We start from the raw sequence: 21,058 nt of genomic DNA on the forward strand, positions 1-21,058 counted from the left end.
AGTTTATGTAATAGGAGAAGAAGGATACTTTATATATAGCGCATCAAGCAGTTCTGGTTCTGGACCTATTTTAATAGAAAGCGGTGAAAAATTATCTGATACTCAATATAAGTTTTTATATGATAAAGAGCCAAAAAAGAAAATAGATGCTACTATTACCTTTAATGATGAAAATAATGCTAGTATTGAAGGTGTACAATATAATTATTTTTCTAGTAAAGATATTCCTATAAATGGAACTCTCAAAAAAGAACAAAAAACAACAGGTATAGATAATAAATATGTTGGTACTTGGAAATGTAATGATACTAAAAGTTATACTTTAACAATTAAAGAAGATGGTTCTATAGAGCATAATAATTCCGGAGTAGTTTTTAGTATACCTGCTAGTAAAATATTAAAAAATACAGAAACATCTTATCAAGCTTATTGGTTTAAAACCACTTATAAAGATCAACAAGCTATATTAGAGATGACACTTGACTTTACAGATGAAAATAATTGTAAGTTTAATTTTAAATTTACATATACAGATGGTTCAGGTGGTTTTTATCCTGGTACTTTAGTAAATTATACAAAAAATAAATAATAATAAATTTTTAGTGTATTGTAATTCCTATTATAATGCCTTAATTTGTTTTTAAAATAAATAAATAAAATTTGACAATAGTTAGTTTTTGTTATATAATCTAGGCAAGTAATATTTTAAATAAAATCTATAAATAAAAAATCTAATAAAACAGAGGTGTAATATGTCAGGACACTCCAAGTGGGCTAGTATTAAACATAAAAAAGCCGCAAATGATTCAAAAAAAGGTAAGATTTGGTCAAAAATAGCAAAAGAAATTACAATCGCAGTAAAAGAAGGTGGTAGCCCAGACCCAGACCAAAATGCAAGATTAAGAATGGTTATAGTTAAAGCTAAAGGTACTAACATGCCTAATGATAATATAGACAGAGCCATTAAAAGAGGTGCTGGTGCTGGTGAAGGTGCTAATATAGAAGAAATGTCTTATGAGGGTTATGCTCCAGGCGGCGTTGCAATCATAGTAGATGTTGCTACAGATAATAAAAACAGAACTGCTGCTGAGATAAGATCAATATTCAGCAAAAACGGCGGAAACTTAGCAGAAAACGGTGCTGTTTCTTGGCAATTTAAGAAAAAAGCTGTTGTTATCATTCCTGCTGCTGGTAATACTGAAGAGAGCTTAATGGATATAGTTTTAGATGCTGGTGCTGAAGATATTGAACAAGATGAAGAAGTATTTACTATCACTGGACCTATGGAAGCTTTATCTTCTATAGTTGATGCTTTAAAAGCTAAAAATATTGAGCCTGAAAGTGCTGAAATAGTACGTATTGCTGATAATACTATGACTATAGCTGAAAATGATGCTAAAAAAGTTATGAAAATAATTTCTCTTTTTGAAGATCATGATGATGTTTCTGCTGTAGCTACTAATTTAGAGATTACAGATAACTTAATAGAAGAAGAATAATATTATTTAATGATAACTTTAGGTATAGACCCGGGATTTGCTAGATGCGGTTATGCTTTTGTAGAGTCTAAAAACTCGGAGTACAAAATAGTAAATTCTGGGCTTATCGAAACCTTTTCAAACGAAAAATATAATCAAAGACTTTCATTTATATATACTCAATTAGATTCACTTATTAAACAATACAAACCAGACAATGCTTCAATAGAAGAGCTTTTCTTTTCAAAGAATACTAAAACTGCAATAAAAGTTGCTGAGGCAAGAGGTGTTATAATATTAGCACTTACTTTAAATAATATAGAGTTTAGAGAATATAAGCCAAGAGAAATAAAATCACAAATAACAGGAAATGGAAACGCTAATAAAGATGCTGTTATAAAAATGGTTAATCTTTTTACAGGCTCGAATATTAAGCAAGATGACACTGCTGATGCTGTAGCTATTGCTTTGGCACATGCTTCAAGAAACAGAATTTTGAAATAATTTTTTTAACTTTGTAAAGTTTTTTGTTTATTTTTAATTTATATTAATTATTTTTATTTAAAATATTTAAATAGTTTTCTAATATTAAAACGGCAGCAATCAAATCATTAGCCTTTTTTTTAACACTTTTCTTTTTTCCTCTCAAAATAAAATCGGCCTCTTTTGAAGTGCCATATTCATCTACAAAAACAATATTTACTTTTACGCTTTTTAAAAGAAACTCAGAAAATCTTCTTATTTCGGCACACCACTCGCTTTCTTTTCCTTCATCAGATAAAGGAAGTCCAAAAACAACAGTATCAATTTTTTTCTCTTCTATTATGTCCATCAAAGCACGTTTTACTTTTCTTGCATTGCTTTCTTCTATTAGTTTGCATGGAAAAGGAATCTTTATGTTCATATCCATAAAAGCGGTTCCTGTTTTTTTGCGTCCGAAATCTACAGCTAATATCATCATATATTTATTTTTTCTATTCTCTTATTCCTATATTATTCTTCTATAGTGATAATGTCGTATTTCTTGAAATTATGAACACTTGATTTTATATAAGCATTATCTACGTTTCTAATATTATCAACTTCTATAAATTCATTTTCTTCTGTTTTTATAAATAGTTTAAATCTATTATCATTATGCTTTAAAAAATCTTTGCCTATATAAATTAATTCATCTCCATTTTTAATTGTGTTATAAACAGTTATTTTTGCATATTCTTCGCTGTCATCTGCAATCATACCCATAAGCCTTCTGCCTTTTAGATATCCTTTTAATGTTGGCTTTATGTTATCACGCCCAAAATAAAAACCTGTATCGCTTTCTCTTCTGCTTATTGTGTCTAACTCTTTTAAATAACTTGCAATAGGCTCTTTTTTTATAGCTTCATCGTAGGATTCATAGCCGATTTTTTCAAGTAAATCTAGTAATACTCTATAAACTCTCACAGTATTAGCAACATAATAAACACTCTTCATTCTGCCTTCAATTTTTATAGAATCAATTCCAGCCTTCTGAAGTAAATGCAAATATTCTGCCATTTGTAAATCTCTGCTGCTCAATATTGTAGAATGGTCATCACCCTCTTCTATCTCCATAAACTCGCCTGGTCTTGTTTTCTCTTCTATGTATGTTTTAAAATTCCATCTGCAAACTTGTGAGCATTCTCCGCCGTTTGCATCTCTGTTATTTAAAAAGTTTGAAAGTAAGCATCTTCCAGAATAAGACATACATACTGCCCCATGCACAAAACTCTCTAATTCCAAATCAGTATTATCTCTAATTTCTTTTATCTCATCAAGTGATAACTCTCTTGCTAATATTATTCTGCTTGCTCCAAGGCTTTCATATATTTTGCAAGAATAACTATTTGTAACTGATGCTTGTGTGCTTATGTGAATAGTGGCATCTGGCATAACTTCTTTAACTGCTGCCAACACTCCTAAGTCAGAAACTATAAAAGCATCTATATTTAAACTTGATATTTCTTTTAAATAATCTTTTAAATTATTTTTATCATATTCATGTAGGAAAGCATTTAATGTAAGGTATATTTTTTTGTTTAGGCTTTTAGCAATATCTGAACATTGAGCAAGTTCTTCTATGGTTGTGTTTTTGCTTTGATGTCTTAAATTAAATAAAGCACCTCCTATATAAGCTGCATCTGCTCCATAATGATATGCTACTTCCAATTTTTCTTTATTGCCTGCTGGTGCTAGTAATTCCATTTTTATTTATCTCCATTTATTGTTATGTTCTTTTAATTGTTTTGTTATTTTAAATTTTTATAAAGTCAATAATTTTTTATGTTATAATGTTATTTAAGTAAAAAAGTTAAACATCAGTATATTTTAATAAGTTAAATATTTCAATAACTTCGCTTTACAGTTTTTTATTTTATTATATTATAGAACCAATATGAATGATGAGTTGTTTCAAAAATTAAAAGAATTAGAAAGATATTGCAAAGAAGACTTTCTTATATCCCTTACAAATAAAGGCATATACAACAGAGCTTTAAAAGATTTTGAAAAGATTAAAGATATTATAAATATAAAATTTGATGATGATAATATAAAAGTCTCTTTTGAAGATGTAGAAGTAATATTTAAAAATGATGAAATAAAAAACTCAGTATGTTCCTGCCCATCAAAAACTATTTGTAAGCATGTAATAATATCAATTCTATATATAAAAGATTATCTCTCTAAAATAGATTATAATTCTAAAGAAGAAGAGTCTTTTAATAAAAATAATTTTGACTACATAATAAATATTTCAGTAGATGAATTAAAAAAAATCTCAAGCAAAAAAAACTTTGAATATGCATTGGATATTTTTAAAAATACTCCAGAAATAAATATAAAAGAAGATAAAATATTAGAAATAAAATTAAAAGAAGCTGTAATTTATTTTGAAAAAAACAGCCGTATAGAAAAATCAATCTGCTCTATCTGTAAGGATAATAATTTATGCTATCATAAAATAGCAGCCATATTAAAATACAAAGAGTTTTATAATAATCTTGAAGATATAAAAGAAGAATATAAACAAATAGATTATAATTTAATTTCATTTTCAAAAATGTTTGTAGAAGATATTTTTAAAAAGGGAATATACTCCTGCAATGAAAATGATTTTGATAAGGCAGAATATATTGCTACACAATTATTAATAAAAGATATACCATCACTTTCAAAACTTTTTAGAAGTGTTGCTAATGGAATTGATGCTATGATTAATAAAAAAGCTTATTTTAATAAATTATTGATGTTTAATACGATTGCCAAAATTTATAATTTAATAAGATATATAGAGGCTTCAGATAATGAAACATTAAATAAACTAATAGGAGAGAAAAAAAGCAAATATGTAGAAAATAGATATTCTGAGTTTATTGGAATAGGTGCTTATCCATTTGTTTTTTCAAGCGGATATATGGGTTCTACTTCTTATGTTTATAATTTGAATAATAAAGAAATATATTCTATATCAAATATAATGCCTACTTTTTATGAAAGCAATAATAATTTTAGTATTTATGACAATATAAAATTAAATTACACAAAAAAGAATATTAATAATTTATCAATAGAAGATTTATCAAAAAATAAAAGCAGTATTGAAAATTTTAGAACCAATAATGACAATAAAATCTCATTAAATAAAAGTACTAATTTTCAATTAAAAGAACGTGTTAATTTTAAGTTTATTGATTCTATAAAAAAAGATTTAGAAGATATTTTTTTTGAAAGCTATGAGAAAATAAAAAATATTAGTTTTGATTATGGTTATTTTTTTAAAAAAGAAAATTATAAAATAATTATCACAGAGTTTGAAAGAATTGAAAATATAAGATTTGATAAGATTAATCAGATATTTTATTTTGATATATTAAACAGCAAAAAAGAAACTCTAACGCTTAGTATAAAATATAATAATATAAACAAGCATGGAATAAAGTTTATAAAAAATTATAAGAACTCAAAGATTGACAAAGATAAATTTATAGTTCTTAAAAAGAGTAATTTTGCAATAAAGCCAATTAGTATAATAAATATTAATGCAGTTATAAATATATATTTTTAAAACGCTTTTAGTATATATTGAAAACGAATATATTTTGTTGATTTTTATCTTTATTAATAAATATATTATCAACTTTTTTGTCGCTCTCGCGGTGCGAACTTCGTCAAAAAGTTTTTACCCTACGGGTACGCTTCGCGAAAAACGCAAATACTAAAGTTTTATATTAATAGAATATTTATTAAATATATTATAAATTATTTATTTTGATTAAAAATGCAGTCCTTTTGCTCTTTGGGTCACCACCGAGTAGGTGCCTAATCGGCAAAAGAAGTGGGGGTGTGTACCCTAAGGGCACGCTTCACAGGGGGCTAGTCCCCACAAATAAAAAACTTAAATAAAACAGAAAATTGTGTAATAAAATATAATTACCTAAGTATATCTCAATAATATGAGTTTAGTATCAAATATCTGTCTTTGCCTTTAGCATTAACATCTGGATTATAAACCACATAAACATTGTTGCCAAGCTCAACATATCTAAGAAGTTTGTCATCAGAGAAAAAATCTCCCTGTACATATATTGCAGCTCCCGGAGACATTGGGAAGTTGGCAGATGCTGTTATCACTTTTGGTTTTGTGTTTATTATTCCTTTATATCCATATAAACCGCTTGTTTCATTTTTATAATTAGCTTCAAGCCAAGTAGCATATAGTTCGCTCCAATCTTTAAACTGCTTTATGTTTTTATTTGCAGCATATAGAATTGCTTTGTAAGTGTGTTTATATTCTTCTGGTGCGTTTGCTATGTCTTTATATATTTCAAAGCCGTTTTTTGAATGTATAGCTAGCCAATACATAAAAAGTGAAACAGTTGCATATTTATGCACAGTGTATCCGCTAGACCAATTAACAAAATAATCTCCTTTGGTTATAAGATACATAGAATCACTGTTATAGTATTGAAGACGATTTTCTGGTAAATATCCTCTGTATGCTATTACTGCTGCTTCGGATAATGCTTCGTCCACCCACACATCAAAATCTGTTTTTTTGCTTTCTCTCAAATTGCTGTAATGAATTATATGCTGAAGTTCATGAATTATTGTGTTTAATACAGAATCAACATTATCCCAGCCGTTTATATAATCTAAAAATATTATATTTTTGTTTTCGTTTTCTATTTCATTATAATTACCTTCAAATATGGAGTAGCCTTGCATATATGGTTTAGCTCCTGTGTGTCCGCCGTTTATATCCATTATAAGAAGTATTAATTTCGTTTTTATATTTCCGTATAAATATTTTTCTAATTCATATGCTTTCATTGTTTGAGATAATATTTCTTTTAATATTTTTTCATCTACTGTTAGTCCATTTTCTAAATACACATCTATACTTGAAGTTGAGTATATATTTTTTGCTTTTATTTTATCTTTTGAATAATTGTTATTAATATATCTTACAGCATTAAATGTTTTTTCTTTATAATCAGCTTTATATATTTCGTAGGTTTTATTTTGATTTAATATGCTATTGATGTTTGCATTTAGTATTAATGTGTTTAATGATATTAAGATTAATACAAAGATTTTTTTCATCATAATAGCACCTCAATTATTTTTATATTTTTTAGTATTTTCGGGGACTAGTCCCCGAACCCCTACTTCTTTTGCCGAATAGGCACCTACTCGGTGGTGGCCCAAAGAAGCAAAAGGACTGCATTTTTACTTCAATTTTGCATCGTAATATTTTAAATATATATTTTCAATATAAATTCTCGGCAAATAATGTTTTTATCAAAGCATATAAAATGGATTTCTTTCAAAATGATATTTATAAATATTTCTATTGTTTTTGATTTAATATTTAGTATCTAAAATACAATTAGTATTACTTTCTTAACTTGCACTTTTTGCAACTTTGACGAAGTCCACACCGTGTAGCGGCGGGAAAAAGTTGAATAAAATAAAAACTTAGATGACAATTATAAAACAAAAATGCTTTACAAAAATTATTATTATATTATGATTTATATAAATCTTATAAGGGGATTTATTTATGGAATATAAACAAATAGTTAATGAAGATTATATAGCTAAAGAAGAAAACCCAATCAAACAAAGCGATATATATAAATTGGCAGAAGAGTTTGCTAAAAGCAGCGATAATAAAAAATCAGAAAATAATTATGCAATGCTTATAGTTGATGCTCAGAGAGATTTTATAGATACAGAAAAAGGTGCATTGCCTGTACGCGGTGCTAAACAAGATATTTCAAGAATAACTAAATTTATTTTTGAGAATATAAACTCAATTTCAGCGATATACACTACAATAGATACTCATAGATATGATGCTATATTTCACCCTTGTTTATGGAAAGATAAAGAAGGTAATGATGTTAAGCCTTTTACAGAAATTACAATAGAAAAAATAGAAAATAAAGAAGTAATACCTGTCTTTGAAGATATTCAAATTGATTATGTAAGAACTTTAAAATCACAAGGCAGTCAAAACCTAATTGTTTGGCCTTATCATTGTATATATGCTACAGACGGCTGGCTTATAGAAAAACAATTATCTAATATGCTGCTTTTTTATGAGAGAGCAAAAAATACTACAGTTAATAGAATAGTTAAAGGCACAGATAAGTTTAGCGAAATGTACGGAGCTATAAAACAAGAAGTTGTAAGTAAGTATACTTCTAATAACTCTCATACTTGGATTTATACAATGAAAGATTATGATAAAATATATATATGCGGAGAGGCAAAAGATTATTGTGTTTATGAAACTGTTAAGCAATTATGCGAAGAGTATGACAGCAGTGTTAGAAGCAAGCTTTATGTGATGATGAATTGCTGCAGTTCTATAGGCGATGAAATAAAATGCAATTTGAAATATAAAGAGTTGTCGAAGAAATACGGCATAAACTTGATAGAGATATAATTATTAGTTTATTAATTTTTTTGTTGTTCTTTTCCCGCCGCTCGCACCTATACCTAAAGGTACTTCCTACGGTCGCAGGTACTCACTTCAGTCTGCCCTGAAGGACTCCTTTCAGTCGCGGTGCGGACTTCGTCAAAAGAACCAAAAAGTGCAAATGTAAAAGTTTTATACTCTAAGAATATTATTTAATGTATTATAATTTACAATACTAAAATAAAAAATTATAAATATTTCTCTATTTCTGTGAATGCAACGCCTGCTTTCTCTTTTATATAAATATCAACTATTGAGTTTGTAAAATTAGAAGGCTCTGGGTTAATCTCCATTATTGTTGCACCGGCTCTCTTTGCTATATGAGGAATCTGAGCTGCAGGCATAACCTCGCCGCCTGTGCCTATTATGATAAATAAATCACATTTTTGAGCGTCTTCTACAGAGCTTTGAAAATCATAAGTTGGTAAAGCCTCTCCAAAAAATACAAAATTCGGCTTTAATATGGAATTACAATTTTCGCAAGTAGGAGGGTCCATTGATAATATTTTTTTATCTATTTTATATTTATTATGACATTTCATACATACAGCATATTGTGCAGTACCATGAAGTTCATATACAATTTTGCTTCCTGCTTCTTGATGAAGATTATCTATATTTTGAGTGATTACAGAACGCATTATGCCTTTTTTTTCTAATTCTGCTAATACTAAATGAGCTTTATTAGGCTTAACGTTGTCTATAGGTTCGTAGAATACCTTTTTTAATGAATGCCAAGATTCTTTAGGGTGTCTTGTGAAGTATGAAATTTCAGCAAATTGGCTTCCATGTTTTTCCCAAAGCCCATTTTCTCCCCTAAAAGGAGGCACTCCGCTTTCTACACTTATGCCAGCACCAGTGAATGCTACGGCATATTTTGATGCTTTTATTTTGTCTGCTATCTCTTTATAATCTATCATACTTATTATTATATAATAAAAAGATATTATTTCCACAATAATTTTTGAATAAATTCCAATATTTAATAAAAAATAAAAAAAATGTGTGTTTATATTTTACTTTTTGTTTATATTTTATATACTTAAAGATACATATAATAATATATTATACCAAAATAAAATATATAAAAATGATATTATTGTATTATTAAACAATCACATAAATAATCATAAATCATTGACAGTAATATTTTTATGATATAATATAATGAGTATATGTAATAAAAAAGACTGTAGAGGTATTTAAAATGATTAGCAGAACACAGATAATGCGACTATTAAAATATAAAAATGCATTAAGAAGAATGAAGAGTTTTGGTTTTATCAAAGCATATTCCAATAACTTAGGTGATGCAATAGGAATAACCTCTGTCCAGGTAAGAAAAGATTTTTCATTATTTAATATATCCGGCAACAAGAAAGGCGGCTATAATATAGATGATTTATTAGACCAAATAGATAATATATTAGGAAAACAAATATCACATAATATAATATTAATAGGTTACGGAAAAATAGGTAAAGCTTTGGTTAATTACAGAGGCTTTGAAAATGAGGCTATAAAGATAATAGCAGCCTTCGACCATAACCCTGACAAAATAGATAGAAATGCTCCTACACCAATACTTCCTATAGATGAGTTAAAAGATTTTATTATTAACAACAAAATAGAGATAGCAATATTAACAGTTCCAGATTTGGAAGCACAAAGAATGTTTGATGTGATATGTAATGCTGGTATTAAGGGTGTATTAAACTTTGCACCTATAAAATTATTAGAAAGACCAGATTGTATTATTAATGATGTTAATATAGCTGATGAAATAGAGTCATTGTTCTATTTTATCAATGATGTTAAATTGCCTTCTTCAAAGAAATCTAAAGAGAAAAAATAAGCTTTTTTAGATTATGGAACAGCAAAATAATATAAATAATCAAGACGAAGATATAAAAAAAAATGATGTAGAGTTGCATAGAAAAAGGCTTAAAAGAAAAAAATTAAAAAAAATATTAAAGCGTAGAAGAAAGAAAAAAAGAATAGCATATATCAACAGTCTTCCATTAATAAAACTATTATCCAAAATAGATGACAAATTATTTTTAAAGATTTTTAAAGATAATAGAAAAGGCTATTTTAAAAGTTTTATGAAGTTTATGAGCAGGCTTGGTGATGGTTATGTGTGGGCTGGTATTTATCTTATATTTTATATGTTTAGAATAGATTATGCTTTAGTATATTTTTCTCGTGCATTAACAGCAGCTATTATATGTATATTTGTTTTTTTATACACCAAGAATTTTTTCAGCCGTATTCGTCCATATAAAAAGCATGGCAAAATACCTATAATGTATCCTCCAGATAAGCATTCTTTTCCATCTGGACACACTATGGTAGCTTTTGCAATATCTTTTTCTATGGGAAGCTATAGTTTATATTCTGTTTTATTATTTTATAGCATTGCTTTTTTAATAGCATTCAGCAGAGTTTATGTTGGACTTCATTATCCTTTTGATGTTATATCTGGAATAATATCAGGCACTATTATAGGGGCATGTACTAATTTGCTTTTTTATTATATAACAGGTCTTCCTATGATTGGTCATCTTTGATATAATGTAATGCATGAAAATATTTTTTATATTCCTGTTAATAACTACTATAACATTCGCACAAAACTCTGTAATGGTATTTCAAAATAATAGCGATTATATGCATAGGGCTATTTATGATTTGCTTACTAAAAATATTTTTCTTTATTCTCATTTTAAAATTATAGAAACAAAAGAAAATAATAATTACAATCAAATTAAATCAAAGATAAAAGAATTGAGTGCAAAAAATAATTCTGACATTTCTATTTTGTATAATATAAAAACTTTTGGAGATGGTTTTTTACTTAATTACATTATTTATAATAATTCTAACAGATGGTATGAGAATGAATATTATTTTAGAGAAACTAATATGTTTAATGCTGTCAATAAAGTTTTAGATGATTTTTATAAAATGAATAATGTAAATATTTCTAGAGATAATTATATAAAAGAAGATGAATATATTTCTCTTATTGGATATTATTCTGATATTATGTCTAATGATAATATTTATAATTTGTTTTATAGTTTTCACAAGGATAATATTTATTTCAATATGGATTATTTGGAATATTTATTTGTTAATAATGGGAATGCAAATGATTTTATTTCTGATATATTAAAAACAATTGATAAAAAGAATCATTATTATTTTTATGTTCTTGGAATAAAATATTATAATGATTATAAAGTAAATGTTATATATGATGATATAGAAAAGAGTATTTTAAATTATGAGGAGGCTATAAAACTAAAACCTAATTCTTATTTATATAATGAGAAATTAGCTAAGGCTTATTTGCTAAAAAATGATTATGATAATGCTTTGAAATATTATGAGAATGCAATTATTTTGAGTGATAATAACACTAGTTTAATAAAAGAGGTTTTAGGTATATTAAACAGAGACTTTAATAAGAATGCAAATAAAATAATAGAGTATCTTAATAAAATAATTAGTATAGACAATAATGATGATGAGGCAATAGAGGAGCTTGCTAAACTTTATGAATCTATTGGGGACTATGAGAATGCCTATCTTTATTATAATAAGCTAATGGAGGCAATAAATTATCATTTGTATATTATAAACAATGAGAAACCTAATGCTTCACTTTATGATAAATACACGGCTAAAAAGAATAGAACCCAAACAAAAATAAAGTCTATAGAGAATAGAATGAAATAATTTTATACGCTTTGCGAAAAATGCAAGTTTTTTAACCTAATATGTTATGAATACATATAAAACTTAATACGATATTATATTTTGACTTAATAAATGCAGTTCTTCGCGAAGCGTATCCGAAGGATATAAGGTTCTTTTATACCAATACCGAAAGGTACCTTGCCGCAGGCACGCAGAGCGTCGGTAAAAGAATTGGGGTGCTACCTTACGGGCACGCTTCGCAGGGGGCAAAGCACTGCAAATAATAAAAAAAATAGATTTTTTATAAACTAAAAATTTTTAATTGATAATAAATGGGGATTTATGAAAAACAAAACTAAATTAGCAATATTTTTAATGATACTTTCTGCTTTATCTTTTAGCTTGATGCAGATGAGTGTAAAAATTTCTGGTAAAAGCATTCCTGTAATGCAGCAGGTTTTCTCACGCAATTTAATAATAATGATAATCAGTATAATTGTGTTATTAAAAAATAAAGAAAGTTTTTTGCCAAACAAAGAAAGTATTATACCTTTAATATTAAGGTCTTTATTTGGTTTTTTAGGGGTGGTCGCATCATTCTACGCTTTTAATAATATGATTTTAGCAGATGCTTCTATACTTCAAAATACCTCTCCTTTTTGGGCAACATTTTTTGCATTTCTCATAATAAAAGAAAAGATTTTTAAAGTTCAATGGCTCGCATTAATAATAGCTATAATTGGGGCAATGTTTGTTATTAAGCCTTCTTTTAATTCTAATATATTTCCTTCTTTAGTGGCATTATCCGGAGCAATGTTTGCAGGATTAGCTTACACTATGATAGGTTATCTTAAAGGCAAAGAAAGAAACTCTATTATAATACTTTATTTCTCTTTTATATCATCTGTTCTTTCTTTAATATTTGCTAAAACTTTTGTAATGCCTAATTTGTATGAGTTTTTAATGCTTATTCTAATAGGCGTATTTGCAGGCTTTGGTCAATTCTTTTTAACAGTCTCTTATAAAGAAGCTCCTGTTTCTACTGTAAGCATATTCAATTATACTGGTCTTATATTTTCTTATTTGATAAGCGTTTTATTTTTTAATGAGTTAATAGACTTTTATTCTATTATAGGAATGCTTTTAACTATTTCTGCTGCTTTAATTGTGTATTTTTACAAGTTAAAGTTTAAGTAAAGCTTTCAAAATTTGTATAAAATGTAGCGTAGTATAGTTTACATTATATTTACAATACAATATTTTTTGTAAAATTAATTTATACTTCTTTACAAAACAATTAAAATATACTATAATTATAATATAAGGTTAAATAATTCCTTAAATACATAAAAAAAGGAGATTATTTATGAGAAGTTTAATAATTTTGGCTATGAGTTTAGTTGTTGGATTAAAGGCTTATGGTTTTGATTTAATAGAAGATACTTTTGATTTTATATTTGATGATTTGGCTAAGGTGATTGGTGTAATAGTGATAATAGCCGTTATATTTTATTTTGTAAGGAAGTATTTAAGAAAGTCTAATTGATTTGGTATTTGGAGTTACAATGAAAAAAATAATAATATTTATAATATCATGTAATTTTCTTTATGGCTTTGATTTAATAGAAGATACATTTGAGTTTTTATTTGAAGATGTTGCTCAGGTACTTGGTATTATAGCTATGATACTAGTTGCTATGTATTTTATTAAAAAAATTTTGAGAGAAGATTCAAACAGTTCTAACAGTTCTAAGAGATTTTCTTATCATAGAGAAGAAGAGGATAATAACAGAACTGATATAGTAAAAAGAGATAGCTCTAGGGTTTATGATATAAAGAGCAACAAAGATAATTAAATAAGCATTAATTTAAAGTTAATTAAAAAAGGAGTAATATTTATGAAATATTTAATAATATCTTTAGTATCAATATTTTTTATATTTATAATTGTAGGAATGGTTTTTCTTTTTAGAGGAAACCCAGGATATTTAAATTATTATTTATTAGATAATTTAGATGATATAGTAGAGGGTGTATTTGAGCTTATTGTTTTAGGTATAGTTGCTGTTATAGGTGTGGCATTTTTGAAAAAGATTTGGCATAAGCTATAATTAATATATTTGAGGAATATTTTATGCTTGCTATTTATAAATTATTTAATATACTTATATAATAATATTTTCTCGGAGTATAAAGGTGAAGTATATTAAATATTTATTAGTATTATTGGTTTTTAATTTTTCGTTGTTTGCTTTAACAGAAGCTGAGCAAAGTTTATTTGATGCTGTAAACAGAAAAGATTATCAAAATGTTTCTACAATACTAAGCAGTTCTCCAGACATTAACATTAATGCTTCTGATATGGAAGGATACACATCTTTGCACAGAGCTATTGTTAATAATGATTTAAACACTGTGATGGAACTTTTAAAGAATGAGAATATTGATGTTAATTCAAAATTGGGAATAGAAGTTTCAATAGACGGTTGGTATTTAGGAGGAGCTACACCTTTAATATTAGCTTCATATTTAGGATATACTGATATTGTAAATGCGTTAATAGAGAAAGGCGTAGATGTTAAGGCTAAAGATGATGTTGATGGCTGTATGGCTATACATTTAGCTGCGGCAAACGGAAAGAATGATGTTATTAATATTTTATTAGATGTAGATGCTTCAAATATAAATGATGTAGACAATAGAGGAAATACTCCATTACATTGGGCTTCTATGAAAGACAGAGCTGATACAGTTTCACTTCTTATAGAGAATGGTGCTGATATAGAAGCTAAGGATATAGATAATTGGACTGCTTTACATTATGCTGCTGCTTTTGCTTCACTTCAAACAGTTGAGGCTTTAGTAGATAATGGTGCAGATAAAAATAGCCTTACAAAAGACGGCAACATTCCTGTTAATTATGCTAAAGATGAAACTATAAAAACTTATTTATCTGGCGGAAAAATAGGAAGAGAAGATACTGAAGAAGTTGTAGAAGAAGAAACTACAGAAACAGAAGAAACTACTGAAAATACTGAAACTTCTGAAACTATTGCAGAAGATGAATTAAATAATGAATTAGATACTACTCAAAATGGAAGCATAGTTGATCCCACTGTAGTAGATTTAGACCCTAAACAATTAGAGCTTTTAATCGCTGTAAAAAATAATGATATTATAGCTGTTAATGCTTTATTAAAAGAAAATGTTAATCCTAATTTCGTAGATGAAGAAGGTTATTCACCATTACATAGAGCTGTATTAAATAATAATTTAGATGTAGTTAATGTTTTGCTTAGCTACAAAGATATAGATACAGAAATTAAACTTCCTTATGAGGCAAGTGTTGATGATTGGTATTTGGGAGGAGCTACTCCTTTACTTGTTGCTTCATATACTGGAAATGCTGATATAGTTAATGCTTTAATAGAGGCAGGAAGTGATATAAGAGCAAAAGATGATATAGATGGTGCTACTACTATACATATAGCTTCTGCAAATGGAAACAATGAAGTTATTAATATTCTTCTAAATAAAGATAACACTTTAATAAATGAAGCAGACAGCATGAAAGATACTCCATTACATTGGGCTTCTATAAAAAATCAAACAGATACTATCTCACTTCTTCTTGCAAACGGTGCAGATACAAAACTTGCAAACTCTGACGGAAATACTGTTTTACATTATGCTGCTATGTATGGCGATGTTAATACTGTTAATGTTTTACTTGAGGCTGATTCTTCTTTGGCAAGTGTAGAAAACAATGAAGGAATTGCTCCTATTTATTATGCCATCGTTGTAAGCGATAATGATATATTATCATCTATAATCACTAACGGACAAATAGATATTAACAAAAAAGATTCTTTAGGATATACTCCATTACACTATGCTGCTAATTATGGTAATATGGAAGCTGTTGTATTATTGGTTGAAGAGTTTAATGCTGATAAAACTATAGTAAATGATGATAATTTTACTGCTTCAGATATAGCTGCTAATAATTCTTATTATACTATAGTTGAATATTTAGGCGGTACTGTAAATTATAATAATCAAAATAATACAGAAAATGTTAAGCCAAGTATTGTACTTCCAGAATATAACAAGAAAAGAGATTTATCTAAAAAGTGGTGGTAAAATAATAATTATTGAATAAAAAAATAAAGAGGTTTAAAAATAATTTTTAAGCCTCTTTTTTTATTGTATTTTTTATATAAATTTTATTAGATTTATTTAAAAACTAAATTAATAAATATTTATCTTGTTTTAATTTACTGTTTGTATAAGTTTTTTTATTCAACTTTTTCCCGCCTTACGCACCTAAAGGTACTTCCTTCGGTCGCAGAGTTTTCGCCCTTCGGGCACGCTTCGCGAAAGTGCAAGTGTTTTAACTTTGTATATTTGGAATATGTATAAACTATATTGTAATACCAACATTTCAAGCTAAAAAATGCAGCCTTTTTGCTTCTTTATGGCAATAAAAGAAGTGGGGGTGTGGGGGCTAGTCCCCACAAATAATTAAAATAAAAACAAAATAAATATTTATTTTATTAAATTTTTTTAACCATCAAAACGGCAAGTACTTTATTCTTATCAAATACAATAAATTTTATTTGAAGATGTATACACTCTGCTTACATATAATGCATCACTTCTCTTATAAACAAATTATTCGATTTTGAAAGGTCTAAAACCTCAAGATAATTAGCATCGCTTCCGTCTTCATTTTTTTCAATAGAAAGTATTGGTCTTAAAGGTAAATTGGTGTTTTGCTGTATTACTCTAGCAGTTTGTCCGTTAGATAATTTTACTTTTGTATTATTCGGATAAAAACCTATAGCCTTTTGAAAATGTTTTACTATATCCATATCAAAGTCTTTTTTTGAAAGCGATATAATAATTTTCATTGCCTTATCTGCAGAGCAAATTAAACCGTCATTTCCATTAACAATGAGATTATTAAACTTATTTGCTATAGAAACCACTTTACTGTAAAGCCCTATATCTCTGTTTCCCTTACCAAAAGGATAACCGCTTCCGTCATATTTCTCATGATGTTCTAATATTATATCTGCAATATTGTCTTCCAAATTATCTCTCTTAGCAAGTTTGTATCCGTGCGTTGTATGTTCTTTTTAATATATTAATTTCATCTGCAGTTAAATTTTTTTTGTTTAATAAATATTCTTGAACTAATACTTTTCCTATATCATGAAGCAAAGCACCAAGCATAATATTAGATATATCAGCCTTTGTTAAATTCATTTCTATTGCAGTAATGGCAGATAATGCAGCAACGTCCACTGCATGTTTATATATAGATTCATCTTTTCTTTTTAATATAGCTAAATAAGAATGAGCTTCTCTATTTTCTAATATAGAATTAAGCATAATATCAACATCTTTTTTTAATTCTATAAAATCAACAGTACCATTATTTTTTGCTATGTTGTAAGCATTTTTAGTTTTTTCCATTGTTGTATTATTTACGTCCAAAGCTTTTTGGCTGTCAATTTTTAGTATCTCTTTGCCGTCTTCTTCTATTATCACTTTTTTATTTAATTGATTTTTTATGCTGTTATCAAAATTATTTTGATATTTATTGTCTATTAATTCAACAACAGATACTGTAGTAATATATTTTCTTTTTAATAATTCTATGGTACTTTTTGTTACAATAGAACCCATATCTATTATAATATTATCATCGCTGTCATATACATTAGAAGCTATTTTCATTCCTTCTTTAAGCTCTATTGTTGGTATAGTAAACATATTCTCTCCGTTTTTTTATATATATTTTTCGGAATTAAATATTGTTTAATGCAATTATATTATTTTATTACTAATACAAACTCTCTTTTTTTGTTTTCAGCATATTTAGAACAAAGAACTCCAATTTCATCTATTATAATATCTTCTGTAGGCAGAGTTAAATCCATACATAAAGCAACTATTTTGTTTTTTGAATATATTTTTTTAACAGCATTAAGCACTTTTGAAAGCCTATAAGGAGTATCCAAAACTATAACAGGAACATTTAATTTTTTTAATTCTATCAGCTTTCTCTCTCTTTCTCTGTCATCTCTAGGCAAAAGACCGGCATAATAAAACTCTCTAAAATTAAAAGGTAAACACATAATAGCCGCTGTAACACTGCTTACACCGGGTATGGGTTTTACTTTTATATTATAAGAATAACAATATTCAAGAAGCTCTCTTCCTGGGTCTTCCAAAGCCGGTGTTCCGCAATCACTGATGAGAGAGACAGTCTTACAATTTAATATTTTTATCATTATATCATCAATGTCTTTACCTTTTTTTGTATGCTCGCTAAACTCTATTAATTTTGATTTATCTATATTAAGGTTAAGATTTTTAAAAAGCGTAGTAGCCTCTCTAAAACTTTCAACCAATATAATGTCGCTTTCAGTTAATATTTCTTTAAGCCTCTCTGTGTTATCTTTGTAATTACCAATATCTCTCGAAGCTATATAAACTACAGGCATCAAATTATTTTCTCCTCATTATAATATTTTTATTAGTATGCATATAATCCCAATTATTATTTACTATATTATTGCTTATAAATATATTTGTAAAGAATGTATTTGTAAGGAAGTTATTAGCTTTAGAGCGTTCATAAGCTTCATTAAGTTTTTTAACTTTTAGGTTCAAAGCTCTTGCTATACTGTATGTTTCTTTGTCTATGTTGCCGTCTATATCATTAGTTCTAAACCTGCATTGAAAAGCATATAGCACTTTTCTTGATTCATAATCCCACACATTATTAGTAGGCATACTTGTATATCCATATTTTATAAACTCATTTTTTATATCCATTACAGTAGCTCTTCTATAATCATTACTCATCATAAAGTTACTATAATCTTCTTCATCATACCATATACCCAAATCATATTCATCGTATAATCTTTTCCAAGGGAATTTTGGTCCTGGGTCTTTTTTTCTGTATGGTGCTATATCTGAATGCCCTAATATATTATAAGGTCTCACTCCATATTTATCTACAAGCTCTCTAAGAAGATATGCTACTTTCTCTATTTGTGATTCATCATACTCTAAATATTCATCATATGGAGTAAAGTATAAATTTTCAAGCTGTCTTTTATTCATTCTTGCAAGCTGCTGCGGGGTGTTTGTTACTTTTTGTATATATCCCAAATTTACAATTTCTATTCCAACAGAACTATCATTAATGCTGTATCTATTTTGGTACATTGTAATTCCAGCATGCCAAGCTCTGTTTGTGTCATCTACAAGTTTATATATAGGTTCATTAGCTCTTGTTGTTATTAAATAATGCGAAGATACACCAGGGTCTGTTAATACTTTTAGAGACATATCATCATCTAATGCTGTGTAGTGAAGTATTATATAATTAATTCTTAAATTGTATGAACCAGATTTATAAAGTGTTGATATTCTAGGGGCTTTTTTTCTTTTGTTTATGGCAGGGGCAGTAATTTCTTCTGTGTTGTTTGAGCAAGAAATAACTATACTTACAATCAGCAACATAAAAATATTTTTAAACATAACAAGCTACTCCATTAAATCTATAACGCATAAAACCATTATAATTGTCTTTTATCTCTATATGTGCAAAATGAAATGCCTGAGCCGTATTTATTCTAGAATGCTTATGAAGTAAATTTGAATAAAAACTCATAACAAAATCATTATATATATTATCGGATAAACTTCCAATTCCAGAAACTACAGTGTTTACACCGCATGATAAAAATGATTTTACTATATTGCTGTCATTCATATTGCATGCATTAATAAAAATCAATTTAGGCGGATTCTCTAATGCAGAAATATTATTCAATATATAATCTTTACTTAAAGATAAACCATTCGAATGACCATGCGTAATAATATGCACTATATCATAATTTTCTAAAACTTTTACAAACTCAAAATAATTATGTTCTTTTTTATACACATCAATATTTAAATTGTTATTAGCAGATAATTTTTTTAATAAATCAATTTCTTTTTCATCATTTATATCATCATATGGTATTGATACTACAGCTATTTTTCTACTATTTGTAATTTTTTTATGCATCACATTAACAGCACTAATATAAGAAAATATTATTTTTTCGGATAAGAATTTATTATTGTATGATAATATATCCCAAGGTATTGAAGAAGTTGTTTCATCAAGATTTAAATAAACTATTCTAAATCCTTCAAATAAATGTTCTCTAAAATCCTTTTCTGGTATGAGCATATTCATTAAATAATTTCCAATTTCTAAATACTTGCTTATATTATCATTTTCGCTATTTGCTTTTTTTAATAATCTTAAATATTCTTTATATATGCTGTTGTATGCATCAAAATCAAAAGGCTTTTTATATTCTGCAATATATAATGACGGATAAGTTTCTATTGCTTTATAATGAAATATATATTCTTTTTTATTATGTTTTTCTTTATGCTTTTCTATAGAGCAGCTTAAAAATGTTTGAGAGATATTTTCATTTAATAAAACTAATCTCTCTTTTAACTTTGAAAAAATATTTTCATCTATATTATAAATTGAAAAGTCATTATATTTTTCTTTGAGATTGTAATATATTCCTCTTCTTTTTTTATAAGTGTCTGTTATGTTTAAATATAAAAAACTATCTTCTTCAGTTTTAGTATTTAAATCTATTTCATATGTGCCGTATAATTTATTTTTTTCATTGTCGTATAAAAAGATATTTATTTTTTCTTTCTTGTTTATTTTTTTAAATTGAGTTTTTTTTATTTTGATGCATTCAAAATTTGAAGAGTCAAAAAAGTTTTTATTTTGCGTTATAATATAATTACTCATAAAGTT

General features: G+C 27.0%; 21 protein-coding genes. 12 read left to right on the forward strand and 9 right to left on the reverse strand.

Annotation, left to right across the window (positions count from 1 at the left end):
• Positions 1–752 precede the first annotated feature (752 nt).
• Positions 753–1,499: a YebC/PmpR family DNA-binding transcriptional regulator gene (locus BPP43_RS08555; RefSeq protein WP_013244133.1), complete on the forward strand. Its 747-nt coding sequence runs from the start codon at positions 753–755 to the stop codon at positions 1,497–1,499.
• A 9-nt stretch (positions 1,500–1,508) separates the two neighbouring features.
• On the forward strand, positions 1,509–1,982 hold the full coding sequence (ruvC, locus tag BPP43_RS08560) for a crossover junction endodeoxyribonuclease RuvC (RefSeq protein ID WP_015274720.1): 474 nt from the start codon (positions 1,509–1,511) through the stop codon (positions 1,980–1,982).
• Between the two features lie 43 nt (positions 1,983–2,025).
• On the opposite strand, the gene ruvX is transcribed toward ruvC, so the two are convergent.
• Positions 2,026–2,436, reverse strand: coding sequence for a Holliday junction resolvase RuvX (ruvX, locus tag BPP43_RS08565; protein WP_015274721.1), 411 nt, complete (start codon positions 2,434–2,436; stop codon positions 2,026–2,028).
• 35 nt (positions 2,437–2,471) lie between these two features.
• Positions 2,472–3,704: a peptidase U32 family protein gene (locus BPP43_RS08570; protein WP_015274722.1), complete on the reverse strand. Its 1,233-nt coding sequence runs from the start codon at positions 3,702–3,704 to the stop codon at positions 2,472–2,474.
• Between the two features lie 190 nt (positions 3,705–3,894).
• On the opposite strand from BPP43_RS08570, the gene BPP43_RS08575 reads away from it, so the two are divergent.
• Positions 3,895–5,565 (forward strand): SWIM zinc finger family protein, encoded by a 1,671-nt coding sequence (locus BPP43_RS08575; protein ID WP_015274723.1) that lies wholly within the window; start codon positions 3,895–3,897, stop codon positions 5,563–5,565.
• A 380-nt stretch (positions 5,566–5,945) separates the two neighbouring features.
• On the opposite strand, the gene BPP43_RS08580 is transcribed toward BPP43_RS08575, so the two are convergent.
• The gene (locus BPP43_RS08580) at positions 5,946–7,106 is read right to left on the reverse strand and encodes a peptidase M30 (RefSeq protein ID WP_041752831.1); all 1,161 of its coding nucleotides are present in this window, start codon (positions 7,104–7,106) and stop codon (positions 5,946–5,948) included.
• 457 nt (positions 7,107–7,563) lie between these two features.
• Here BPP43_RS08580 and BPP43_RS08585 point away from each other — a divergent pair, with 457 nt between their 5' ends.
• The gene (locus BPP43_RS08585) at positions 7,564–8,454 is read left to right on the forward strand and encodes a cysteine hydrolase family protein (RefSeq protein ID WP_015274725.1); all 891 of its coding nucleotides are present in this window, start codon (positions 7,564–7,566) and stop codon (positions 8,452–8,454) included.
• 221 nt (positions 8,455–8,675) lie between these two features.
• Here the strand turns inward: BPP43_RS08585 and BPP43_RS08590 are convergent, their stop codons facing one another.
• The gene (locus tag BPP43_RS08590; protein WP_041752884.1) at positions 8,676–9,407 is read right to left on the reverse strand and encodes an SIR2 family NAD-dependent protein deacylase; all 732 of its coding nucleotides are present in this window, start codon (positions 9,405–9,407) and stop codon (positions 8,676–8,678) included.
• Between the two features lie 287 nt (positions 9,408–9,694).
• Here BPP43_RS08590 and BPP43_RS08595 point away from each other — a divergent pair, with 287 nt between their 5' ends.
• The 8 genes from BPP43_RS08595 (at position 9,695) to BPP43_RS08630 (ending at position 16,335) form a co-directional block, all read left to right on the forward strand.
• Positions 9,695–10,342: a redox-sensing transcriptional repressor Rex gene (locus BPP43_RS08595; protein ID WP_013244125.1), complete on the forward strand. Its 648-nt coding sequence runs from the start codon at positions 9,695–9,697 to the stop codon at positions 10,340–10,342.
• A gap of 13 nt (positions 10,343–10,355) precedes the next feature.
• Positions 10,356–11,057, forward strand: coding sequence for a phosphatase PAP2 family protein (locus tag BPP43_RS08600; RefSeq protein ID WP_013244124.1), 702 nt, complete (start codon positions 10,356–10,358; stop codon positions 11,055–11,057).
• 13 nt (positions 11,058–11,070) lie between these two features.
• A complete protein-coding gene (locus BPP43_RS08605) occupies positions 11,071–12,231 on the forward strand; it encodes a tetratricopeptide repeat protein (RefSeq protein WP_015274726.1) in 1,161 nt (386 codons plus the stop codon).
• 303 nt (positions 12,232–12,534) lie between these two features.
• On the forward strand, positions 12,535–13,389 hold the full coding sequence (locus BPP43_RS08610) for a DMT family transporter (protein ID WP_014936915.1): 855 nt from the start codon (positions 12,535–12,537) through the stop codon (positions 13,387–13,389).
• A gap of 169 nt (positions 13,390–13,558) precedes the next feature.
• A complete protein-coding gene (locus tag BPP43_RS08615) occupies positions 13,559–13,738 on the forward strand; it encodes a hypothetical protein (RefSeq protein ID WP_013244121.1) in 180 nt (59 codons plus the stop codon).
• Between the two features lie 19 nt (positions 13,739–13,757).
• On the forward strand, positions 13,758–14,048 hold the full coding sequence (locus BPP43_RS08620; protein WP_014934112.1) for a hypothetical protein: 291 nt from the start codon (positions 13,758–13,760) through the stop codon (positions 14,046–14,048).
• Positions 14,049–14,090: 42 nt separating this feature from the next.
• Positions 14,091–14,303, forward strand: a complete 213-nt coding sequence (locus tag BPP43_RS08625; RefSeq protein WP_013244119.1) for a hypothetical protein — start codon at positions 14,091–14,093, stop codon at positions 14,301–14,303.
• 85 nt (positions 14,304–14,388) lie between these two features.
• Positions 14,389–16,335, forward strand: coding sequence for an ankyrin repeat domain-containing protein (locus tag BPP43_RS08630; protein WP_015274727.1), 1,947 nt, complete (start codon positions 14,389–14,391; stop codon positions 16,333–16,335).
• A gap of 497 nt (positions 16,336–16,832) precedes the next feature.
• Here BPP43_RS08630 and BPP43_RS12345 read toward each other — a convergent pair whose 3' ends face one another.
• Genes BPP43_RS12345 through BPP43_RS08650 form a run of 5 tightly spaced genes read right to left on the reverse strand, consistent with a single transcriptional unit; the run spans position 16,833 to position 21,052 of the window.
• Positions 16,833–17,288: an HD-GYP domain-containing protein gene (locus tag BPP43_RS12345; protein WP_232471247.1), complete on the reverse strand. Its 456-nt coding sequence runs from the start codon at positions 17,286–17,288 to the stop codon at positions 16,833–16,835.
• Positions 17,289–17,298: 10 nt separating this feature from the next.
• The gene (locus tag BPP43_RS12350) at positions 17,299–17,973 is read right to left on the reverse strand and encodes an HD-GYP domain-containing protein (RefSeq protein ID WP_252832304.1); all 675 of its coding nucleotides are present in this window, start codon (positions 17,971–17,973) and stop codon (positions 17,299–17,301) included.
• A gap of 59 nt (positions 17,974–18,032) precedes the next feature.
• The gene (locus BPP43_RS08640; protein ID WP_013244116.1) at positions 18,033–18,707 is read right to left on the reverse strand and encodes an SAM-dependent methyltransferase; all 675 of its coding nucleotides are present in this window, start codon (positions 18,705–18,707) and stop codon (positions 18,033–18,035) included.
• Between the two features lie 4 nt (positions 18,708–18,711).
• The gene (locus BPP43_RS08645) at positions 18,712–19,755 is read right to left on the reverse strand and encodes an N-acetylmuramoyl-L-alanine amidase (RefSeq protein WP_014934108.1); all 1,044 of its coding nucleotides are present in this window, start codon (positions 19,753–19,755) and stop codon (positions 18,712–18,714) included.
• Positions 19,748–21,052 carry a CHAT domain-containing protein gene (locus BPP43_RS08650; protein WP_015274728.1) on the reverse strand — a complete coding sequence of 435 codons (1,305 nt, stop codon included), beginning with the start codon at positions 21,050–21,052 and terminating at the stop codon, positions 19,748–19,750. Before BPP43_RS08650 ends, BPP43_RS08645 begins: the two co-directional genes overlap by 8 nt.
• Positions 21,053–21,058 lie beyond the last annotated feature (6 nt).

This window comes from Brachyspira pilosicoli P43/6/78, from assembly GCF_000325665.1.
In the GTDB taxonomy this organism is placed as follows: Bacteria; Spirochaetota; Brachyspiria; order Brachyspirales; family Brachyspiraceae; genus Brachyspira; species Brachyspira pilosicoli.